General features: G+C 72.4%; 21 protein-coding genes. 6 read left to right on the plus strand and 15 right to left on the minus strand.

What is annotated here, in order from left to right; genetic code table 11:
* Position 1 precedes the first annotated feature (1 nt).
* Positions 2 to 418 carry a DUF3037 domain-containing protein gene (locus F8568_RS03710; protein ID WP_151591307.1) on the minus strand — a complete coding sequence of 139 codons (417 nt, stop codon included), beginning with the start codon at positions 416 to 418 and terminating at the stop codon, positions 2 to 4.
* The gene (locus F8568_RS03715) at positions 415 to 1,242 is read right to left on the minus strand and encodes a HipA family kinase (protein ID WP_151591309.1); all 828 of its coding nucleotides are present in this window, start codon (positions 1,240 to 1,242) and stop codon (positions 415 to 417) included. The genes F8568_RS03710 and F8568_RS03715 overlap by 4 nt, the downstream gene beginning before the upstream one ends.
* 45 nt (positions 1,243 to 1,287) lie before the next feature.
* Between F8568_RS03715 and F8568_RS03720 the strand changes: the two genes are divergently transcribed.
* The gene (locus tag F8568_RS03720) at positions 1,288 to 1,959 is read left to right on the plus strand and encodes a cyclase family protein (RefSeq protein ID WP_151591311.1); all 672 of its coding nucleotides are present in this window, start codon (positions 1,288 to 1,290) and stop codon (positions 1,957 to 1,959) included.
* A 37-nt stretch (positions 1,960 to 1,996) separates the two neighbouring features.
* On the opposite strand, the gene F8568_RS03725 is transcribed toward F8568_RS03720, so the two are convergent.
* From F8568_RS03725 to F8568_RS03735, 3 genes are all read right to left on the minus strand, one after another.
* Positions 1,997 to 2,239, minus strand: a complete 243-nt coding sequence (locus tag F8568_RS03725) for a type II toxin-antitoxin system RelE family toxin (protein ID WP_151591314.1) — start codon at positions 2,237 to 2,239, stop codon at positions 1,997 to 1,999.
* Complete coding sequence (locus tag F8568_RS03730) at positions 2,236 to 2,460, minus strand: hypothetical protein (RefSeq protein WP_151591316.1); 225 nt, start codon at positions 2,458 to 2,460, stop codon at positions 2,236 to 2,238. Before F8568_RS03730 ends, F8568_RS03725 begins: the two co-directional genes overlap by 4 nt.
* Before the next feature lie 170 nt (positions 2,461 to 2,630).
* Positions 2,631 to 3,119 carry a DUF4870 domain-containing protein gene (locus F8568_RS03735; protein WP_328600712.1) on the minus strand — a complete coding sequence of 163 codons (489 nt, stop codon included), beginning with the start codon at positions 3,117 to 3,119 and terminating at the stop codon, positions 2,631 to 2,633.
* Positions 3,120 to 3,295: 176 nt separating this feature from the next.
* On the opposite strand from F8568_RS03735, the gene F8568_RS03740 reads away from it, so the two are divergent.
* Positions 3,296 to 3,928 carry a PaaI family thioesterase gene (locus F8568_RS03740; protein WP_151591320.1) on the plus strand — a complete coding sequence of 211 codons (633 nt, stop codon included), beginning with the start codon at positions 3,296 to 3,298 and terminating at the stop codon, positions 3,926 to 3,928.
* 14 nt (positions 3,929 to 3,942) lie between these two features.
* Here the strand turns inward: F8568_RS03740 and F8568_RS03745 are convergent, their stop codons facing one another.
* Together F8568_RS03745 and F8568_RS03750 are read right to left on the minus strand one after the other, a co-directional pair.
* Positions 3,943 to 4,569, minus strand: a complete 627-nt coding sequence (locus F8568_RS03745; RefSeq protein WP_151591321.1) for a TetR/AcrR family transcriptional regulator — start codon at positions 4,567 to 4,569, stop codon at positions 3,943 to 3,945.
* A gap of 207 nt (positions 4,570 to 4,776) precedes the next feature.
* Positions 4,777 to 5,277 carry a hypothetical protein gene (locus F8568_RS03750; protein ID WP_151591323.1) on the minus strand — a complete coding sequence of 167 codons (501 nt, stop codon included), beginning with the start codon at positions 5,275 to 5,277 and terminating at the stop codon, positions 4,777 to 4,779.
* 39 nt (positions 5,278 to 5,316) lie between these two features.
* Between F8568_RS03750 and F8568_RS03755 the strand changes: the two genes are divergently transcribed.
* Both F8568_RS03755 and F8568_RS03760 read left to right on the plus strand, forming a co-directional pair.
* Positions 5,317 to 6,003 carry a response regulator transcription factor gene (locus F8568_RS03755; RefSeq protein WP_151591325.1) on the plus strand — a complete coding sequence of 229 codons (687 nt, stop codon included), beginning with the start codon at positions 5,317 to 5,319 and terminating at the stop codon, positions 6,001 to 6,003.
* Between the two features lie 52 nt (positions 6,004 to 6,055).
* Entirely contained in the window at positions 6,056 to 7,399 is a 1,344-nt protein-coding gene (locus tag F8568_RS03760) for a sensor histidine kinase (protein ID WP_151591327.1), read from the plus strand.
* A gap of 1 nt (position 7,400) precedes the next feature.
* Here F8568_RS03760 and F8568_RS03765 read toward each other — a convergent pair whose 3' ends face one another.
* The 3 genes from F8568_RS03765 to F8568_RS03775 form a co-directional block, all read right to left on the minus strand.
* Positions 7,401 to 7,898 carry a DinB family protein gene (locus tag F8568_RS03765; RefSeq protein ID WP_151591329.1) on the minus strand — a complete coding sequence of 166 codons (498 nt, stop codon included), beginning with the start codon at positions 7,896 to 7,898 and terminating at the stop codon, positions 7,401 to 7,403.
* A gap of 174 nt (positions 7,899 to 8,072) precedes the next feature.
* Positions 8,073 to 8,846: a hypothetical protein gene (locus tag F8568_RS03770; protein WP_151591331.1), complete on the minus strand. Its 774-nt coding sequence runs from the start codon at positions 8,844 to 8,846 to the stop codon at positions 8,073 to 8,075.
* A gap of 830 nt (positions 8,847 to 9,676) precedes the next feature.
* Positions 9,677 to 10,237, minus strand: a complete 561-nt coding sequence (locus F8568_RS03775; RefSeq protein WP_202124431.1) for a TetR/AcrR family transcriptional regulator — start codon at positions 10,235 to 10,237, stop codon at positions 9,677 to 9,679.
* 73 nt (positions 10,238 to 10,310) lie between these two features.
* Between F8568_RS03775 and F8568_RS03780 the strand changes: the two genes are divergently transcribed.
* The gene (locus F8568_RS03780) at positions 10,311 to 11,687 is read left to right on the plus strand and encodes an amidase (protein ID WP_328600713.1); all 1,377 of its coding nucleotides are present in this window, start codon (positions 10,311 to 10,313) and stop codon (positions 11,685 to 11,687) included.
* A gap of 57 nt (positions 11,688 to 11,744) precedes the next feature.
* Here F8568_RS03780 and F8568_RS03785 read toward each other — a convergent pair whose 3' ends face one another.
* The 5 genes from F8568_RS03785 to F8568_RS50165 form a co-directional block, all read right to left on the minus strand.
* Positions 11,745 to 12,506, minus strand: coding sequence for a glucose 1-dehydrogenase (locus F8568_RS03785; RefSeq protein ID WP_151591337.1), 762 nt, complete (start codon positions 12,504 to 12,506; stop codon positions 11,745 to 11,747).
* Positions 12,507 to 12,605: 99 nt separating this feature from the next.
* The gene (locus F8568_RS03790) at positions 12,606 to 13,175 is read right to left on the minus strand and encodes a TetR/AcrR family transcriptional regulator (RefSeq protein WP_202124432.1); all 570 of its coding nucleotides are present in this window, start codon (positions 13,173 to 13,175) and stop codon (positions 12,606 to 12,608) included.
* Positions 13,176 to 13,280: 105 nt separating this feature from the next.
* Positions 13,281 to 13,967, minus strand: coding sequence for an endonuclease V (locus tag F8568_RS03795; protein WP_151591340.1), 687 nt, complete (start codon positions 13,965 to 13,967; stop codon positions 13,281 to 13,283).
* Between the two features lie 50 nt (positions 13,968 to 14,017).
* Entirely contained in the window at positions 14,018 to 15,187 is a 1,170-nt protein-coding gene (locus F8568_RS03800) for a serine hydrolase domain-containing protein (RefSeq protein WP_151591342.1), read from the minus strand.
* 178 nt (positions 15,188 to 15,365) lie between these two features.
* Positions 15,366 to 17,024, minus strand: coding sequence for a bifunctional lysylphosphatidylglycerol flippase/synthetase MprF (locus F8568_RS50165; RefSeq protein ID WP_151591346.1), 1,659 nt, complete (start codon positions 17,022 to 17,024; stop codon positions 15,366 to 15,368).
* A 196-nt stretch (positions 17,025 to 17,220) separates the two neighbouring features.
* On the opposite strand from F8568_RS50165, the gene F8568_RS03810 reads away from it, so the two are divergent.
* Positions 17,221 to 17,676 carry a flavodoxin family protein gene (locus tag F8568_RS03810; protein WP_151591348.1) on the plus strand — a complete coding sequence of 152 codons (456 nt, stop codon included), beginning with the start codon at positions 17,221 to 17,223 and terminating at the stop codon, positions 17,674 to 17,676.
* Positions 17,677 to 17,682: the final 6 nt, after the last annotated feature.

The following is a 17,682-nucleotide window of genomic DNA, read 5'->3' on the forward strand; positions in this document are numbered from 1 at the left end:
CTCAGGTGACGAGGAGGCCGAGGAGGCGGTCGAGCTCGGCGGCGGGGTCGCCGGTGAGGCCGGCGTGCACCGGCCCCGGCTGGACGATCGTGCTGCGCGGCGCCGTCAGCCACCGGAACCGCGCGCCCGGCGCCTCCCGCGCGGCCTGCCCGGCGTCCGCGCCGCCGCAGCAGATCGTTTCCACGCCCTTCAGCGCGGACCGCACGCCCTCCAGGTCGAGCGACGCGTCGAGCGCGCGCAGCCGCCGCTCGTCCAGGTGGGTGCGGCAGCCGAGGTAGTCCAGCGCCCGGCAGTACACCACGACGCCCACGTTCATGCTCTCGCCGCGCTCGACGCGGGGGACGACGCGCAGCGCCGCGTACTCGAACACCGTGGGCTCGCCGGCCGTCCGGATGTTGCCCGCCCGGACCTCGCTCACGAGGGACCGCCCAGCCAGCCCGGGCGGTTCTCGCCGCGCCGCGTCCCGGTGTCCGGCCGGTGGCCGCTGACGTCCAGGTCGGGCAGCCAGTCGCGGGGCTTGCCGGCGCGCGGCAGCAGGATGTCGACGTAGGCGTCGCGCAGCTCCTGCGGGCCGGCGAACCCGGGCTCGTTCTCCAGCCACAGGTCGGGCACCAGCGCGGTCACCTCGCGCAGCAGCACCTCGGTGATCTTCGGCGCCAGCTCGGCCTCCGCCTCCTCCAGCCGCGTCGCGAACGGGGTCAGCACGTGGTCGTCCACGTCGTAGGGGCCGGAGAACAGCCGCGCGGCGTTCGCCCACGCGTGGTGGAAGATGAGGCTCGCGCCGTGGTCGATCAGCCACACGTCGCCGTGCCAGACGAGCATGTTCGGGTTGCGCCAGCTGCGGTCGACGTTGCCGATGAACGCGTCCAGCCACAGCACCCGCGACGCGAACAGCCGGTCGGGGCGCCAGCCGAGCGGGTCGAACCCGAGCGAGCCGGGCAGGAAGTCGACGCCGAGGTTCCAGCCGGGGCTGGCCTTCAGCAGGTCCTGCACGTCGGGGTCGGGCTCGTGCCGCCCGATCGCCGGGTCGAGGTCGATGAGCACCTGGTCGGGCACCCGGAAGCCGAGCCGCCGCGCCAGCTCGCCCGCGATCACCTCGGCGATGAGCGCCTTGCGGCCCTGCCCGGCGCCGTGGAACTTCATGACGTAGGTGCCGAGGTCGTCGGCCTCGACGACGCCCGGCAGCGACCCGCCCTCGCGCAGCGGCGTCACGTAACGGATGGCGGTCACATGTGGCAACACGCCGCAACGCTACCGGGTGCGCGCGGGCCCGGGATAATCGGCGGCATGGCCGCTGAGCTGCTCGACCTGTCCGTCCCGATCGCCACCGGAATGCCGGTGTACCCGGGCGACCCGGAGGTGGCGGCGGTCCCGGCGCTGACCGTCGCGGACTCCGGCGTGAACGTCCTGCGGCTGCACATGGGGTCGCAGACCGGCACCCACGTGGACGCGCCGTTCCACATCGACGACGCGCTGCCCCGGCTCGACGAGCTGCCCCTCACCCGCTTCACCGGCCCGGCGATCGTCATGGACGCGCGCGGCCTCGCGCCCCGCACCCCCATCTCCCCGGACCTGCTCCCGGACGGCCTCGCGCCCGGCGTCGTCCTGCTCATCGCGACGGGCTGGTCGTCGCGCTGGGGGACCGACGGCTACCTCGCGCACCCGTACCCGTCCGCGGAGACGGCCGAGGCCATCGTCGCCGCCGGCGTCCGGACGGTCGGCATCGACGCCCTCAGCGTCGACCGCACCCCGCCGCCCGGCTCGGACGGCTTCTCGCTCGCCGCCCACCGCGTCCTCTGCGGCGCCGGCGCCGTCATCGCCGAGAACCTCACCGGCCTGGACCCGCTCGTCACCGCGCAGGCCGAGGGCCGCCCGATCGAGGTCTCCCTGTTCCCGATCGCGCTCGCTGCCGCCGACGGCGCCCCCACCCGCGCCATCGCCCGCATTGAAATGCCCTGAATGAGCTATATGACGGCGCCCATCCACGTCATACGGCTCAAACGCGGTCCACGTACGCGACGTGCACTTCCTTTACCTGGTCATCGATCGCGTACCAGACGCGGTACCGGCCCACGCGCAGACGTCGGTCCACATCGCCGTAGGGGAAGGCGGACGCGGGCCGCGGGTCCTGGCTCAGCCGATCCACGGCGTCGAGAACAGCCGCCGCGCCTTTCGGGTCGTCGAGGAAGCGGGACAGCATGCCGGTCGCTTTGGCCTCCCAGACGATCGCGTAGCTCATGTCCGATCGAGGCCGAGCATCTCGCGCACCTGCTCGGTCGTCATTCCGGGCGGATTGGTGCCGGACGCCTTCCGGTCGTGGAGCTCACGGAGGGCGGTCAGCCCTTCGACCTCGATCTGCGCTTCCCTCAGGCGCAGGTACTCGTCGAGCGGGACGACGACGGCGGTCTCCTCGCCGAGGTGAATGGTGTTCCGGGGTTCGTCCGCCGCCATCTCGTCCATGGCGGTCATGGTAGCCGCGCGCCGTGCCGCGTCTTCGGGGGTGCGCTGGGGAGCCGGTCGTAGATCGGAAGCTCACTCATGACGATGAGGATATGGACTGCTACCCAATGTGTTCATCAACTTCGTCGGATCACCTTCGCATCCGGACATGCCTGTGACGCGCCCGCCGCCTAGCGGACCATCCGGAAGCAGAAGAAGGTGGGGAAGCGGTAGATCTCGCCCTTGCCGGCCTTCACCGCGCCGAGGATCAGGAACACCCACTGCCCGAAGAGCGCCTCGAGGTACGGGAAGATGATCGGGATCAGGAACAACGGGCTCTCGGTGAGGATCGTCGGCGGGATGCAGACCGCGCACACCGCGACGAGGTGGATCAGCAGTGTGATCTGCACGTTCAGTGCCTGCGCCGCGTGGAAGCGGACGAATGGCGACTCGTTCTTCTTCACCAGGTAGATGATCAGCGGCGCGAGGAACGAGATCACGAGCGTGCCGACATAGGCGAAGATCGCCCATGTGTTGTCGTCGTTGCGGGGCGGGGCGTACTGCGGCCCGTTCGGGACGCCCGGCGGCCCGTAGCCCCAATGCGGGTCGTACGGTCCGCCGGGCGGAGGCCCCGGAGGCTGCCCGTACGGCTGTCCATAGGGCGGTGGCTGCTCGGTCACGGGGGATTCCTTCACGGCCGCGGTGTTCGTCGCGTGCATCATAGAGTGCGCCGCGCTCACCGCCCGCGGAATGCGGCGAACCGCACTCACCGCCGCCGCGCCCGGTGGGCGGGACCCGGCGCACCGGGCACCCCCGCGCGCATTTTAGAATCTCGTTCGGCTTACAGGGAGGCTGGATGAGCGGGGCGATGACCGAACGGCACACGCTCGGCGAGGACGAGGCGGCACCGCTGGCCGGGCTCGCCGCCCGGGTCCGCGAGCTGATCGAGGCCGCCGTCCTCACCGATGTCGGGCGGGACGAGGCGCGCGCCGTAGCGGACGAGATCGCCGCGCTCACCGAGCGGCTGCGGGCCGTGCGGCGGGACGCGCCGCCGTTCCTCGTCACCGGCGCGCACCGCATCGACCGGCAGGCCGGCAACCCGGTCTCAGGTCCCCTCAACCCCGTCGCGCCGCCCGTCGACCTCGACGCCACCGCGGACGGCATCGTCCGCGGCGAGTTCACCCTCAACGACGTCTACGAGGGGCCGCCCTCCTACGTGCACGGCGGGGTGTCGGCGATGGTCCTCGACCAGGCGCTCGGCATGGCCGCCGCGCAGACGGGCGTCGGCGGGATGACCGCGACCCTCGAGCTGCGCTACCGGCGGCCCACCCCGCTCGGCATGCCGCTGACGGTCGAGGCCAAGGCGAGCCGCGTCGAGGGCCGCAAGATCTACGCGTCCGGGACGATCACGGGCCCCGACGGCCGCGTCACCGTCGAGGCCACCGCGATGTTCGTCACGCCGCAGAACTTCCTCGTCCAGGAGCGCTGAGCCGGGCCGGCCGGTCAGCGCGGCCGGACCAGGGGAAGGAACACCAGGTCGACGATCTCGGTGATGGTCTCGTCCGAGATCGGCTCGGGGCCGTTCAGCAGGTGCTCGTGGCGGAGCAGCGCCACGGGCAGGGTCGCGATGCGCGGGACGAGCGACTCCTGCCGCGCCTCCCCGCGCGCGACGGCCCGCGCGAGGACGGCCAGCATCGTGCCGGGCTCACCGCGGGCGAGCTCGTCGCGCAGTCCGGCCATCGCCGCCGGCTCGCGGCGCGCGTCCATCATCAGGCCGCGGAGGATCTCGGCTCCGTCCGGGGAGCTCATCCGGTCGGCCGCCGCCCGCAGGAGGGCGATGACGTCCGAGCGGAGCGCGCCGGTGTCGGGCGGGCTCTCCGGCCAGGCGACCAGCTGCCGGTAGGCGGCGAGGGCGAGCGAGGTACGGCTGGGCCAGCGCCGGTAGATCGCCGTCTTGTTCGTGCCCGCGCGGGCGGCGACCCGGTCCATCGTGAAGCCGTCGTATCCCCTCTCGGTCAGCTCGCCGACGGCGGCCTGCAGGACGGCGTGCCGAACCTCCGCGGCGCTACGCCTCGGGCGTCCCGTCCGGCCGCCGCGCCCCGGGTCCCGCGCGGGGCTGTCGGGTGCCATGGCCGCCCTCCAAAAGACTTGTCAGTACCTTCTCGCTGCTGCAGGCCGTACATTACGCCGCTTGGCAAGAGACTATAAGTACCTTGCGAGGGGACTGGGAGTCCCTTAAAGTCCGTGGCGGCAGTAGCGCGGCGCGGGGCAAGGGCGGGCGGCCGGCGCACGGGCCGCCCGCCTTCCCGCGCGCCCCCGCCGCATGGCGGACGCGGGTCAGTACTCGTAGACCTTGACCGACGCCGGATGCTCGTACCAGGTCGCCACGACCGACGACGTGTGCTCGTCGGTGAGGAAGTCGACGCGCAGCCAGCCGTCCGCCTCCGTCACGCGCGTCTCGTACCCCGGGTTCGGCGTCGCCGACACCAGCTTCACCCGCCCGCTCGTGAACGCCAGCGCCGCCTGCCCGCCGCGCGTCGCGAAACTGCGCACGTTCCCGGTCGGTTTCTGCTTGGACGGCTTGCCGGACGGCGACGGGGACCTGCTCGGCGTCGGCCCCTGGTCCTCGCCCGTCGCCGGGCGCGGCGCCGACGTCGGCGACCCGACGCTCGTCGGCGGACCCGGCAGCGTGGACGGGCTGCCGTGGATGACCGGCCCCGCGATCGGCGGCGGCGCCGACCGCTCCGACACCGCGCCGCGCACGACGCCGCGCACCCCGAGCCAGGACAGCGCGACCGCCAGCGCGGTCACGACCGCCCACGGGGCAACATACGACATCGCCCGACGCATCGACACATGGTGGCATACGGTTCCGGCATGGCGAGTGTTCTGGTTGTCGAGGACGACGCGAACGTCCGTACCGCCTTGATCCGCGAACTGAGCGCGCGGTCGCACGTCGTGCGCAGCGTCGGCACCGCGATGGACGCCCTCCGGGAGGTCACCCAGTCCCCGCCCGACGTGGTCATCCTCGACTTAGGCCTGCCCGACCTCGACGGCGCCGAGGTGCTGAAGATGCTGCGCGGCGTGTCCGACGTCCCGGTCATCATCGCCACCGCCCGCGACGACGAGCCCGAGATCGTCCGGCTGCTCAACGCCGGTGCCGACGACTACCTCATCAAACCGTTCTCCGCCGAGCACCTCAGCGCCCGGCTCGCCGCGGTGCTGCGCCGCTCCGCGCGGTCCGGGCCGTCCGCCGAGATCAGCGTCGGCGGCCTGCACATCGACCTCGACCGCCGCGAGGCCCGGCTGGACGGCGAGCCGCTCGAACTGACCCGCCGCGAGTTCGACCTGCTCGCCTACCTCGCCGCCCGCCCCGGCCGCGTCGTCGCCCGCCGCGAACTGCTCGCCGAGGTGTGGCGGCAGGCCTACGGCGACGACCAGACCATCGACGTGCACCTGTCCTGGCTGCGCCGCAAACTCGGCGAGACCGCGGCGAAACCCCGCTACCTGCACACCGTCCGCGGCGTCGGGGTCAGGCTGGCCGAGCCCGGCCCCCGCGCATGAGCCGAGTCCCCGACATGACGTTCCCACCCCGCACGACGGAACGGGCCGCGCGATGAGACGCACGCTTGTCCTGGTGTCGCTCGCGGTCACCTCGATGGTCGCCCTGGCCTTCCTCATCCCGCTCGCGCTGACCGTCCGGGAGATCGCCCGGGACCGCGCCCTCACGACCGCCGAACGGCAGGCCAGCGCGCTCGGCCCCGTCCTCGTCGTCACCGAGGACCCCGCCGCCCTCGAACGCGCCGTCGCCAGCACCCAGGCCGGCGCCGCCGGGCGCATGACCGTGCACATGCCGGACGGCACGCTCGTCCCCAAGCGCGAGCCCGGCGACCCGTCGGCGCGCGCCGAGCAGCTCATGGAGGCGGGCCGCCGCGGCCGCTCCTACACCGCGCGCGTCTCCGGCGGGTTCGCGCTGCTGCAGCCGGTGTCGCTGGACGCCGGGCGCACCGCCGTCGTCGAGGTGTTCTTGCCCGACGGCGACCTCACCCGCGGGGTGTGGAAGGCGTGGCTGGTGATGACCGCCGTCGCCGCCGCGCTCGTCGCCGGGTCCGTCGCCGTCGCCGACCGGCTCGGCAACCGGATGATCCGCTCCACCCGCCGGCTCGCCGAGGCCGCCGCCGCGTTCGGCGACGGCGAGATGTCGGTGCGGATCGAACCGGACGGGCCGCCGGAGCTGATCGAGGCCGGCCTGGCGTTCAACGCGATGGCCGACCACGTCGTCCAGCTGCTGTCCGCCGAACGGGAGATGGCCGCCGACCTGTCGCACCGGCTGCGCACGCCCCTCGCCGCGCTGCGCCTCAACGCCGAGGCGCTCGGGAAGGGACCCGTCCCCGACCAGACCCGCGACGCCGTCGACCGGCTCGAACGCGAGGTCGACCAGATCATCCGGACCGTCCGGCGCCCCACCGGGCGCGGCAGCTGCGACGCGTCCAAGGTGCTGCGCGACCGCGTCGGGTTCTGGTCCGTGCTCGCCGAGGACGAGGGCCGCTCCTGCGAGCTGATCGGCGCCGAGGGCCCGGCGCCGCTGCCGCTGCCCGGCAGCGAGCTCGCCGCCGCCGTGGACGCGCTGCTCGGCAACGTCTTCCGGCACACCGCCGAGGGCACCGGCTTCGTCGTCACCCTGCACCAGGGGCAGGGCGTCACCGGCATCCTCGTCGCCGACGGCGGCCCCGGCATCGCCGACCCGGACGCCGCCCTGAAACGCGGCAGCAGCGGCGGCGGCTCCACCGGCCTCGGCCTCGACATCGCGCGCCGCGCCGCCGAGTCGACGGGCGGCTACCTGCGCATCCACCGCAGCGTCCTCGGCGGCGCGCAAGTGCAGATGTGGTTCCGCACCAAGTGGCTGCCCCCGGCCCGCCGGTCCCGCCGCCTCGTCCGCCGCCGGCACTCCCGCACCTGATCTAGTCCCGCACGTGGTCGCCCGTCGCGCCGTCGATCAGCTCCCGGACGACGTCCATGTGCCCGGCGTGCCGCGCGGTCTCCTCGATCATGTGGATCAGCACCCAGCGCAGCGACACCCGCGGCCCGAACCAGGCCGTGCCCGTCGCGTCGAGGTCCAGCTCGGCGATCACCGCGTCCGCGCCGGCCCGCGCCCGCTCGTAGAACGCGACGATCCCCTCCGTCGTCTCGCCGGCCTCGATCCGCAGGTCCATCTCGGGGTCGTCGTCGGCCAGCGGCAGCGGCTCGGTCTCCCGCCCGAACGTGTGGCAGAACCAGAAGTACTCCATCGCCGCCAGGTGCTTCGTCAGCCCCAGCAGGCTCGTGCCCGACGGCGTCACCCGCCGCCGCACCTGCTCGTCGTCCAGCCCGCCGAGCTTCCACGGCACCACGTCCCGGTGCCGGTCGAGGCTCGCCCGCAGGCTCTCCTTCTCATCGCCGAGAAACGGCACATCCTTCATCGCTGGACCGTACCAGCGCAAGCCCCGCCGCCCTCCCGCAGCACCGCCCCCCGTCACCGCGTCAGGGGCAGAGAGGACGCGTACTGCCCGGTACAGTCACAGCACTGTCTGCGCCGCGGCCCTCATGCGGCAACGGAGACGCCTTCTCACCGATGCAAGCAGATGGGAGAGCTGTCACGTGTAGCAGGACCAGTTGCCGTTGGTCCTGCGTGCCACGATGTCACGCTTCTGATACTCCCAGCTGCAGGCAAGACTCATATCGATTGGAACCCTGCATATCCAGACGTTCCTTGAGATGGGTACAGCCTCGACATTGGCGTTTCTGGGGTACAGATAGCGACAGTAACCCGGAAGGTCTTTTGTTCCGCCGAGCCTACGGTTCTTGGAGTCGTAACAGACTCCACTGGTGGAGCTGGTTCCCATAACCATCCTGTGTGGCAGTGTGCCAGCCGTTTTGTAATGCCATTCGCATGCTTTGTCCAGAGGTAATTTCGAGAAGCAAGATTTCTGGTCGTTCTGCTTGTAGTTGTAGGTATTGCAGTAATCGGACAGATTGACCCCGCCAACTTCATGTTCCTTGACGAATCTGGAGGGATGGACGACGTTCCAGGTGACGATGGTGATCGTCGCGAAAATGAGGGCTGCGAACGTGATCCTGGGCAGTCGCTCCCTCAACTCAACTCCGAGGATCGGTTGGGGGATCGAGGCCGCGACCCTTCCGATGAAGCTCGCCATGATGGTGGTCGCTGCGAACGTCAGCGCGAACAGGATCACCGCCCCCAGGAAGGCCGCCCAGCCGAGAGGGCTCTGGGGTGGCAGCTTCGTCGGCACCAGCGCTTCGCCCACAACGCTGCACGAGCCGATGGCGATCGCCATTGCGATGGCCAGCGCGTAATGGCGCCCCGTGATGCCCGGTCTCTCGTGTGGTCCTTGACTCTCGTCGGCCATCTCGACATCTCTCCGCGGGCCGGGCCGCATCCAGGGGTTCGGGTGACGTGAGCGGGGGTGCCAACCCTACAGAGCGAGTCATTTTTTCGCAGTGATTTCGAGGAAAGTGCAACGAGAGATCTACTTGTCTGCCGATGATCGCGGGTGTCGACGTGCTGTTGCATTGCGGTCTGCCTCTAAGTCTAGAAAAAGTGTGTTATCTGCATCGTCGGAAGTAAGCAAATGTCGGACAGAGGCGACTTGTGCCTGTATACAGGCGCGGATGCCCGGAAGTGAAACGAAACACCCGTATCGCGGCACGGGGGCGTGTTGCCGACGCGGAGGGGCGTTGGCCGTGTGGGGATGTGCCAGGCGTTGCCCGTGCGGGCTGCCGTAGCTATGACCTTGGCGTTTGTGGCGGCGGTCACGGTGGTTTCGGTGATTGCGGGGGCCATGGGTTGTGCCTCCTCCCTGTCGGGGGAGGGAACCAGGGGAGCCGATCTCGGGAGCCGACGTGGGTCGAGGGCGTTCGACTCGGGTCGACTGCGCCGGACGGTTCCTCTGGGGTCCTTCCCTCGTTCTCGCAGGTGGGCGGCTACCGGATCGGCTTCCCCGGACGTACCTGGACGGTGCCTGAATAAGGCTTGCTCAGCGGTTCCCTAAGTGAGGCTTAAGGGGGTTCTGGGGGGTGCGGGGGCGGCTTAGCGTTGGGGCTGTTCACATCGGAAGACGGCGGAGGTGCACAGGCGGAGAGCAGAGCGAACGTCGACTGAGGTTCCTGATTGAGACAGGTCTCTGGCCCGCACGGCCCCGTAACCCCGCTCTGGGGCCGTGCGGGCCAGAGGCCTTTTTCAGTCGCGGGGGAGGGCGCCCAGGAGGAGGAGGCGGAAGGCGTCCGCGGTGCCGGTGGCGGCGGTGTCGCCGGTGGCCAGGCGGCGGACGGCCAGGCCGTAGAGCATCGCGACGATCGCCGGGGCGTGCTTGTCCGCGTCGGGGATGCCGAGGGCGGTGAGGACGGCGGTGGTGAGCCGGTCGTAGGCCTCGACGGAACGGATCGAGGTCTCGCGGATGCGCGGGTCGCGGGCGGCGTGCAGGTGCAGTTCGAGGTTGGCGATCTGCTCGGGGCCGTAGGCGAAGTCGACGACGGCCTTCTCCACCAGGTCGGCGGCGTCGACCGGGGCGATGCCGGACTCGCGGAGGCTCTCGGCGTAGGCGGCGATGCGGGCGATCTCCGTGTCGACGAAGGCGCGCAGCGCTTCGCGGAGCAACTCGTCCTGGCTGGGGAAGTGGTAGGTGAGGGAGCCGAGGGAGACGCCGGCCGCGCGGGCGACCGCGCGGTTGGTCACGGCGCCGATGCCCTGCTCGCCGATCAGGCGGAGGGTGGCGTGGAGGATCTGGTCGCGGGCGCTCATCACCGCACAGTCTTCCCTACGGGGGGAGTGGAAGCTATCGTTCGTTCGAACGAACGGTATACCGGAGGTGGGCGTGGAGCTGGGGCTGGCCGGTCAGGCGGAGGCGCTGCGGAGGGGCGAGGTGTCCTCCGTGGAGCTGGTGGAGGCCTCGCTGGACGGCATCCGCCGGCAGGAGTCGCTGGGGGCGTTCCGGGTCGTGCGGGAGGCCGCCGTGGAGGAGGCGCGGGAGGCCGACAAGCGGCTGGCCGAGGGGACGCGGCTGCCGCTGCTCGGGGTGCCCGTCGCGATCAAGGACGACACGGACATCGAGGGGGAGACCACGCCGTTCGCGGTGGCCGGCGACCACGAGCCGGCGAAGCGGGACGGGGAGGTCGTGCGCAAGCTGCGGGCCGCGGGCGCGGTCGTCGTGGGCAAGACGACGACGTGCGAGATCGGGTTGTGGCCGTTCAGCGAGTCGCCGGAGTACGGGGTCGCGCGCAATCCGTGGAACCCGGAGTACACGCCGGGCGGGTCGTCGGGCGGGTCGGCGGCGGCGGTGGCGGCGGGAATGGTCGCGGGCGCCGTGGGGTCCGACGGGGCGGGGTCGATCCGGATCCCGGCGGCGTGGACGGGGCTGGTCGGCATCAAGCCGCAGCGGGGACGGGTGTCCGGTCATCCCCATACGGATCCGTTCAACGGCATCACCGTCTGGGGTCCGCTGGCGCGGAGCGTGAAGGACGCGGCGTTGATGCTGGACGTGCTCTCGGGCAGCCATCCGGAGGACGTGTATCAGGTGGGACGTCCGGTCCTGCCCTTCGTGGACGCGACGAGGCGGGAACCGGGACGGCTGCGCATCGCGGTCTCGTACCGGACGGCGTTCGGGGTGAGCGGGAAGCTCGACCCGGAGATCCGGGCGGCGGTCGAGCGCGTCTCGCGGAAACTGACCGAGCTGGGGCACAAGGTGTTCCCCGCCGACCCGGACTACGGGCTGGTGGGACTCGGCCTGATTCCGCGGGGGACGGCCGGCGTCGCGGACTGGCTCGACGCGATGCCGAACCCGAGGCCGGAGGCGCGGACGGAGGTCGAGGCGCGGATCGGCAGGGTCCTCGGGAAGCGGCTGCTGCCGCTGGCCAGGAAGATGGACCCCTATCTGCGGAAGAAGGTCGGGCGCATCTTCCGGTTCGCCGACGTGGTGCTGACGCCGACGACCGCGCAGCCGCCGTTCAAGGTCGGCGCGTTCGACGGCGCCGGGTACCAGAAGACGCAGTCGGGCGTCGCCGCGGCGTGCCCTTACGCGTGGACGTGGAATGTGCTCGGGTGGCCCGGCGTGAACGTTCCGGCGGGCTTCACCAGGAGCGGCCTGCCGATCGGGGCGCAGCTCCTCGGCCACGATTCCGACGAGGCGACGCTCATCTCGCTCGCGGCCCAGCTGGAGGTCGTCGAGCGGTGGACGGAGCGCCGTCCGCGATGAGGCCCGCGCGGGGCCGCCGGTGCGGGGGTCCGATCCGTCACCGGCGGCCCGGCGCGCTCAGTAGCCGGCGCCGGTGAGCAGGCCGCCGTCGACGAGGACCTCGCTGCCGGTGCAGTACGACGAGTCGTCCGAGGCCAGGTAGACGACGAGGCCGGACACCTCCCTGGTCTTGCCCATCCGGCCGAGGGGGAGCGCCTTCAGCAGGGCGTCGGCGCTGCCGGCCTTGGCGGCGATGATGTCGTCCTGCATGAACAGCGGGGTGACGATGCCGCCGGGGTGGATGGAGTTGACGCGGATGCCGTACTCGCCGAGCTCGCGGGCGGCGGACTTGGTGAGGCCGCGGACGCCGAACTTGCTGGCGCTGTAGGCGGCGAGGCCGTCCGCGCCGACGAAGCCCTCGGTGGAGGAGACGTTGACGATCGAGCCGCCGCCGGCCTCGCGCATCGCGGCGGTCACCGACTTCACGCCGAGCCACTGGCCCATCAGGTTGACGTCGATGATCCGCCGGAACTCCTCGAGGGACATCTCCTCGATGGTCTTGTAGCGGATGATGCCGGCGTTGTTCACCAGCACGTGCAGCGCCCCGAACGCGGACGTCGCGGTGCCGATGGCGTGCCGCCAGTCGTCGGGCGACGTCACGTCCATCCGGACGAACCGGACGGCGTCCCCGAGTTCGGCGGCGAGCTTGCCGCCCTCCTCCTCCAGGACGTCGCCGAACACGACCTTCGCGCCCTCGGCGACGAAGCGCTTCACATGGGCCTTGCCCATGCCGCGCGCACCCCCGGTGATCAGCGCCACCTTGCCGTCAAGCTGCCCCATCAACGCTCCTCGCTCCCAGCGGCGACCGCGACCCGCGGCGCTCCACCAAACTAGCGAACGCTTGGTTCGACGAACAAGGCGCCCCGAGCCGGCGCCGGGTCAGCGGGTGCGCAGGCCGTCGAACAGCAGCGCCAGCATCCGGTCGGCGTACCCGGCGGGATCCTGGGTGCGCTCGGCCGCGACACCGATCGCGTTGGTCAGCCGCAGCAGGTCCGCGGCGTCGGTGTCCGCCCTGATGGCGCCCGCCCGCTGCGCCCGCTCCAGCAGCCCGCCGACCGCGTCGCGGATCGCGGCGGCCGCCGTGCCGAGCCGCGTCGCCGACCACCGCGGCGACATCGCCTCGATGAGCACGGTCGAGGTGCCGCGCGGCGTCATCGCGCCGTCCAGGTAGCCGCGCAGCCAGCCCGCCAGCGCCGCGCCCGGGTCCGGCTCGCGCATCAGCCCGGCGGCGTGCGCGAGCAGCCCGTCGATGCGTTCCTGGAGCACCGCGTGCAGCAGGTCGTCGCGGGTGGGGAAGTGCCGGTACAGCGTCCCGGACCCGACGCCCGCGCGCCGCGCGATGTCGTCCAGGGACGCGCCCGTGCCGTGCTCCATGAAGGCCGCGCGGGCCGTGCTGATCAGTCGTTCGTAGTTGCGGCGGGCGTCCGCCCGCATGGGCCGCGGTTGCATGGGCACCGTCCAGCGGTGTGCGCGGGCGGCCGACCGGCCGCCGCGTGTCACCGAAGAGCCTGCCATCTCCCCGCCCCGGCGTCGAGAAGGCGCCGGTACCCGCCGTCAGCCTCCGAGTGCGTCGCGGGACAGCCGGTCCGCCCGGCGAGTCGTCTCCGGGAGCCGGTACTCGGGCGTCACCGCGAGGGCGGCGCGGCATGCCGAGTCGAGGTCGGTGCGGTGCCCGACCGAGACGAACACCGGCTTCACGCCGTCGCGGGTCCGCAGCACCCGCCCGACCTCCTCGCCGCCGTCCAGCAGCGGGGACGCGTCGCCGCGGCGCGGCCCCGGCGCGTCGTACGTCCCGACGAACGCCGTCTTGCCGACCCCGATCGACGGCACGCCGGTCAGCACCCCGAGATGGCACGCCAGCCCGAACCGGCGCGGATGCGCGACCCCGAACCCGTCGCAGACGAGCAGGTCGGGCGTGGTCTTCAGGGCCCGGAGCGCGTCGAGCAGGGTCGGCAGCTCGCGGAACGCGAACAGGCCCGGGACGTACGGGAACGCGGCCGTCCCGACGGCGACCGACTCCTCCACGACGTCGAGCGACGCCGCGTCCAGGACGACCACCGCGGCGGCCAGCCGGGCTCCGGTCCCGCCGCCGTCGCCCGCGTACGAGACGTCCAGGCCGGCGACGGTGCGCGGGGCGGCCGGGCCGGGGACGTCCAGCTCGAGCAGCGGGCGCAGCCGGTCCTGGATCGCCTCCGCCTCCTCCGGCGTGGACGGCCACGGGTGCAGGTCGCGTACCTCCATGAACCGGCACGCTACCGCCCTTGCCGGTGGCGGCGGCGCGGCGGCGCGGCTCAGCCCAGCGACGCGTAGGCGGCCTCCGTCAGCCGGAACGCGCGCAGGTCGCCGGACAGCTGCTCGCCCATCCTGTTCGGCAGGTACGCCAGCGCGAGGCCGGCGTCCGGGTCGCCGAGCCCGATCGAGCCGCCCGCGCCGGTGTGGCCGAACGCCGTCTCCCGGGCGATCTTCGGGACGTAGTAGGTCTGCGACGGGCGCATGAACCCGAGCCCGAACGAGCTGTCCACGATGAGCGTGCGGTCCGGCCCGGACACCCGGCGGCGCATCGCCTCGCGCAGCGTGTCCGGACGCAGGATCCGGCCCGCGACCAGGTCGCGGTAGAACCCGGCGAACGCGGGCGCGGTCGCGAGCATCCCGGCGGACGGCCAGCCGGCGCGCAGCACCACCGGGTTGTTGTAACCGCCCTTGCCCGGCTGGGGGTTGTTCAGCGCCCGGTTCGTCTGGCTCTGCGGGTCGCCGTACGCCGCGGCGAGCCGCTTCAGGATGTCGCCGGACGCGCCCTTCGGCCCGTCGGCCCCGCCGGACACGCGGCCTTTCGCGGTCATCTTCGCGGCGCGCGCGATCACCTCGTCCGGCGCCCCGATCCACATGTCCAGGCCGCTGGTGAACTCCTCCTTGGCGAACGCGCCGACGGTCTTGCCGGACAGCCGCCGGACGATCTCCCCGGCCAGCCAGCCGTACGTCAGGGCGTGGTAGCCGTGCGCCTCGCCGGGCGTCCACTCCGGCTTCTGCGCGGCGAGCAGGTCCGCGAGCGCCTTCGGGTCCGCCGCCTCCTCCGCCGAGACCGGACGGTCGAACGCGGGCAGGCCCGCCTGGTGCGACAGCAGGTGCGCGGCGGTCGCGCCGTCCTTGCCGTGCTCGCCGAACTCCGGCCACCACGCGGTGACGGGACCGTCGACCTCGTAGGCGCCGCGCTCGGCGAGCAGCAGCGCCGCCGCGGCCGTCACCGCCTTGGTGCAGGAGAAGCCGAAGCACGGCGTGTCGGCGGCCCACGGGCGCCCCGTCCGGTGGTCGGCGACGCCGCCCCACAGGTCGACGACCTTGCGGTCGCCCGCGTACACGGCGACGGCGGCGCCCAGTTCCCGCCCGTCGGCGAAATGCCGCTCGAACGCGTCGCGGACGGCGGCGAACGCCGGATCGCAGTGCCCCTGCACAGTGCTGCTCATGCCCGGTCCTCTCCACGGGGGTTTCTAGAATCATGCTCGAAGATTCGAGCGACCGGGCCACCAGCCCCCCGCTTCGCCGATCTCCGGAAACTCCGCCTTCCGCGTTGACCTCGCCGATGGGCGCGGAAAGCGCGGCGCCCGGATCCGCCGGGGATCCGGGCGCTCGGGGACGCGGAGGTCAGTACCGGCTGTAGTGGTGGGCCGGCTCGGCGACGGGCTCCTGCGGGGCGGACGCCGGCTTCGTGCGGCCGAACTCCAGCGTCAGCAGCGCCGCCGCCAGCCACACGATGTCGAACCACGACCGGAAGACGATGCTGCGCGGCTTGTAGTCGGGCCGGAACTTCTTGTCGAACAGGTACAGCGACTCGACCGCGATCAGCGGGTCCAGCAGGTGCAGGGCCTGGTAGCCGGCCTTCTCCAGCGCGCCGCGCTCCTCGGCGTCCAGCAGCTCGCGGAAGGCCGCGAAGTTCAGCGACACGAGCGCGTGGCCGTGCTCGCCCGCGTACTCGACCATCTCGACGATCAGCCGCTCGTTGACGCCGTTCGGCCCGCCGGGGGCGCGCCGCATCGCGTCCAGGCTGATGCCCTCGCCCGCCGTCACGTACCGCTGGAAGGCGATCGGCCTCTTGTCCTCGTCGTAGGCGACCGCGACGACCGCGCCGGGGTGGTAGCCGGTGAGCAGCTCGTCGAGGTTCATCGAGAAGCCGCGCTCGGCGGCGCCGCCCAGCGAGCCGGACGCCACCTCCAGCAGTTCGGCGCGCAGCCGTGCGGGCAGCTCGCGCTCGGGCACGATCTCGGTGGTGACGCCGGCGTTGACGGTCCGCTTGACGGCCTGCCGGACGTTGCGCATCTGCCGGCCCGACAGGGTGAACTCCGCCGGCCGGACGACGACCTCGTCGCCGAAGCCGAACGAGCGCAGCGGGCCCCACTCCGGCAGCAGGTCGGCGCTCGCGCCGAGCACCGCGGGACGCCAGCCGCTCGTCCGGCACAGCGTCAGGAACTCCTCGATGGCGGCGGCCTGCGACGCCGGGTCGCCGACCGGGTCGCCGCCCGCGACCGCGATGCCGAACAGCACCCGGTAGCCGATCGCGGCGCGCCCGTCGGGGCTGAACACGTACGCCTTGTCGCGGCGCAGCGCGAACGGGGCGAGGGTGTCCGAGCCCGGGTGCGCGACCAGGCCGGCGACGCGGCGCCGCTCGTCCTCGTCGCCGGGCGGGGGCGCCGGGTCGGGCGCGAGCAGCGTCATCACCAGCGCGAGCAGGCCCACCGCGCCGGCCAGGCCGAGCACGCCGGGCAGCCAGGACGCGCCGTCGATGCGCGCGCCGGTGGCGCCGAGGCCGCTCGCCACGACCCGCACGGACCGGATGGACACGCCCCCGACCAGCACCGATCCGACCACGGCGGCGAGCACGAGGAGCGCGCCGGTCTTCACCGCGGTGCGGACCCGGTCGGGGTGCGGGCGGACCGGGAGCCGGTCGCGTTCCAGCCAGAGCCCCACCAGGACGGCCGCGAGGAGCGGCACGCGCCACGGCGCGTCCTCGCCCGCCACGACGGCGAGGAGGCCGAGGGCGACCAGTGCGACGAGCCCGTACCAGGCCGCGCGGCGGCGCAGCAGTACGCCGCGCGCGATGAGCAGGAGCACCAGGCCGAGGGACACGGCGTGCGCGGGGGCGAGCGGTGTTCCGGTCACCACCTCCGACAGCCGGGTGAGCCAGTGCGGGGACCATGCCAGGGAGGGCACGGCGATCAGGACGGCGACGAACGCGGCGGCGAGCGCCAGCGGCCAGACGGGCAGTGCCTCGCCGCCGGTGCGCTCGGCCGATTTCGCTGCATGCACGAGAAGGACACCTCCGCTGAGCCCCAACCATGATCTTTTGGAACTCATTCCCCGGATCGGACGTTATCTTTGGCCGCTCATGGTCAGCGTCGTCCGGACACCTCCTAGGACGTCGCGTTCGGCGTCTCCGGCGGTTCTCGCGCCGCAGGGTGGCCGTACCCGGCCACCGGCGCGAGAACTGGTTAGTCTCGTGGGGGTGAAGAGGCTCCTGCTCGTTCATCACACGCCCTCGCCGTCCGTCCAGGCGATGCTCGAGGCGGTGCGCGCGGGGGCGCGCACGGACGAGGTCGAGGGCGTGGAGGTCGTCTCCCGTCCGGCGCTGACCGCCTCGGCCGTGGACGTCCTCGAGGCGGACGGCTACCTCCTCGGCTCCCCTGTGAACCTCGGTTATCTCTCCGGGGCGCTCAAGCACTTCTTCGACCAGATCTATTACCCGTGCCTGGAGGAGACAATCCGCCGGCCGTTCGGGGCCTTCCTGCACGGCAACAACGACGCCGCCGGCGCGCTGCGGGCGCTGGAGGCGATCACGACGGGGCTGAAGTGGCGGGCGGTCCAGCCGCCCGTGGTGGTGACGGGGGAGCCGGGGAAGGCCGACCTGGAGGTGTGCTGGGAGCTCGGCGCGATCGTCGCCGCGGAGCTCGGGACCGTTTGAGCACGC

The sequence above is a fragment of the Actinomadura physcomitrii genome, assembly GCF_008923205.2.
GTDB classification, from domain to species: Bacteria; Actinomycetota; Actinomycetes; order Streptosporangiales; family Streptosporangiaceae; genus Spirillospora; species Spirillospora physcomitrii.

Bases quoted from the DNA above. Each gene is read 5' to 3' on its own strand.
- F8568_RS03720 (WP_151591311.1), top strand. From the start codon at position 1,288: ATGGCCGCTGAGCTGCTCGACCTGTCCGTCCCGATCGCCACCGGAATG.
- F8568_RS03725 (WP_151591314.1), bottom strand. From the start codon at position 2,239: ATGAGCTACGCGATCGTCTGGGAGGCCAAAGCGACCGGCATGCTGTCC.
- F8568_RS03730 (WP_151591316.1), bottom strand. From the start codon at position 2,460: ATGGACGAGATGGCGGCGGACGAACCCCGGAACACCATTCACCTCGGC.
- F8568_RS03740 (WP_151591320.1), top strand. From the start codon at position 3,296: ATGAGCGGGGCGATGACCGAACGGCACACGCTCGGCGAGGACGAGGCG.
- F8568_RS03745 (WP_151591321.1), bottom strand. From the start codon at position 4,569: ATGGCACCCGACAGCCCCGCGCGGGACCCGGGGCGCGGCGGCCGGACG.
- F8568_RS03750 (WP_151591323.1), bottom strand. From the start codon at position 5,277: ATGTCGTATGTTGCCCCGTGGGCGGTCGTGACCGCGCTGGCGGTCGCG.
- F8568_RS03755 (WP_151591325.1), top strand. From the start codon at position 5,317: ATGGCGAGTGTTCTGGTTGTCGAGGACGACGCGAACGTCCGTACCGCC.
- F8568_RS03760 (WP_151591327.1), top strand. From the start codon at position 6,056: ATGAGACGCACGCTTGTCCTGGTGTCGCTCGCGGTCACCTCGATGGTC.
- F8568_RS03765 (WP_151591329.1), bottom strand. From the start codon at position 7,898: ATGAAGGATGTGCCGTTTCTCGGCGATGAGAAGGAGAGCCTGCGGGCG.
- F8568_RS03770 (WP_151591331.1), bottom strand. From the start codon at position 8,846: ATGGCCGACGAGAGTCAAGGACCACACGAGAGACCGGGCATCACGGGG.
- F8568_RS03775 (WP_202124431.1), bottom strand. From the start codon at position 10,237: ATGAGCGCCCGCGACCAGATCCTCCACGCCACCCTCCGCCTGATCGGC.
- F8568_RS03785 (WP_151591337.1), bottom strand. From the start codon at position 12,506: ATGGGGCAGCTTGACGGCAAGGTGGCGCTGATCACCGGGGGTGCGCGC.
- F8568_RS03790 (WP_202124432.1), bottom strand. From the start codon at position 13,175: ATGCAACCGCGGCCCATGCGGGCGGACGCCCGCCGCAACTACGAACGA.
- F8568_RS03795 (WP_151591340.1), bottom strand. From the start codon at position 13,967: ATGGAGGTACGCGACCTGCACCCGTGGCCGTCCACGCCGGAGGAGGCG.
- F8568_RS03800 (WP_151591342.1), bottom strand. From the start codon at position 15,187: ATGAGCAGCACTGTGCAGGGGCACTGCGATCCGGCGTTCGCCGCCGTC.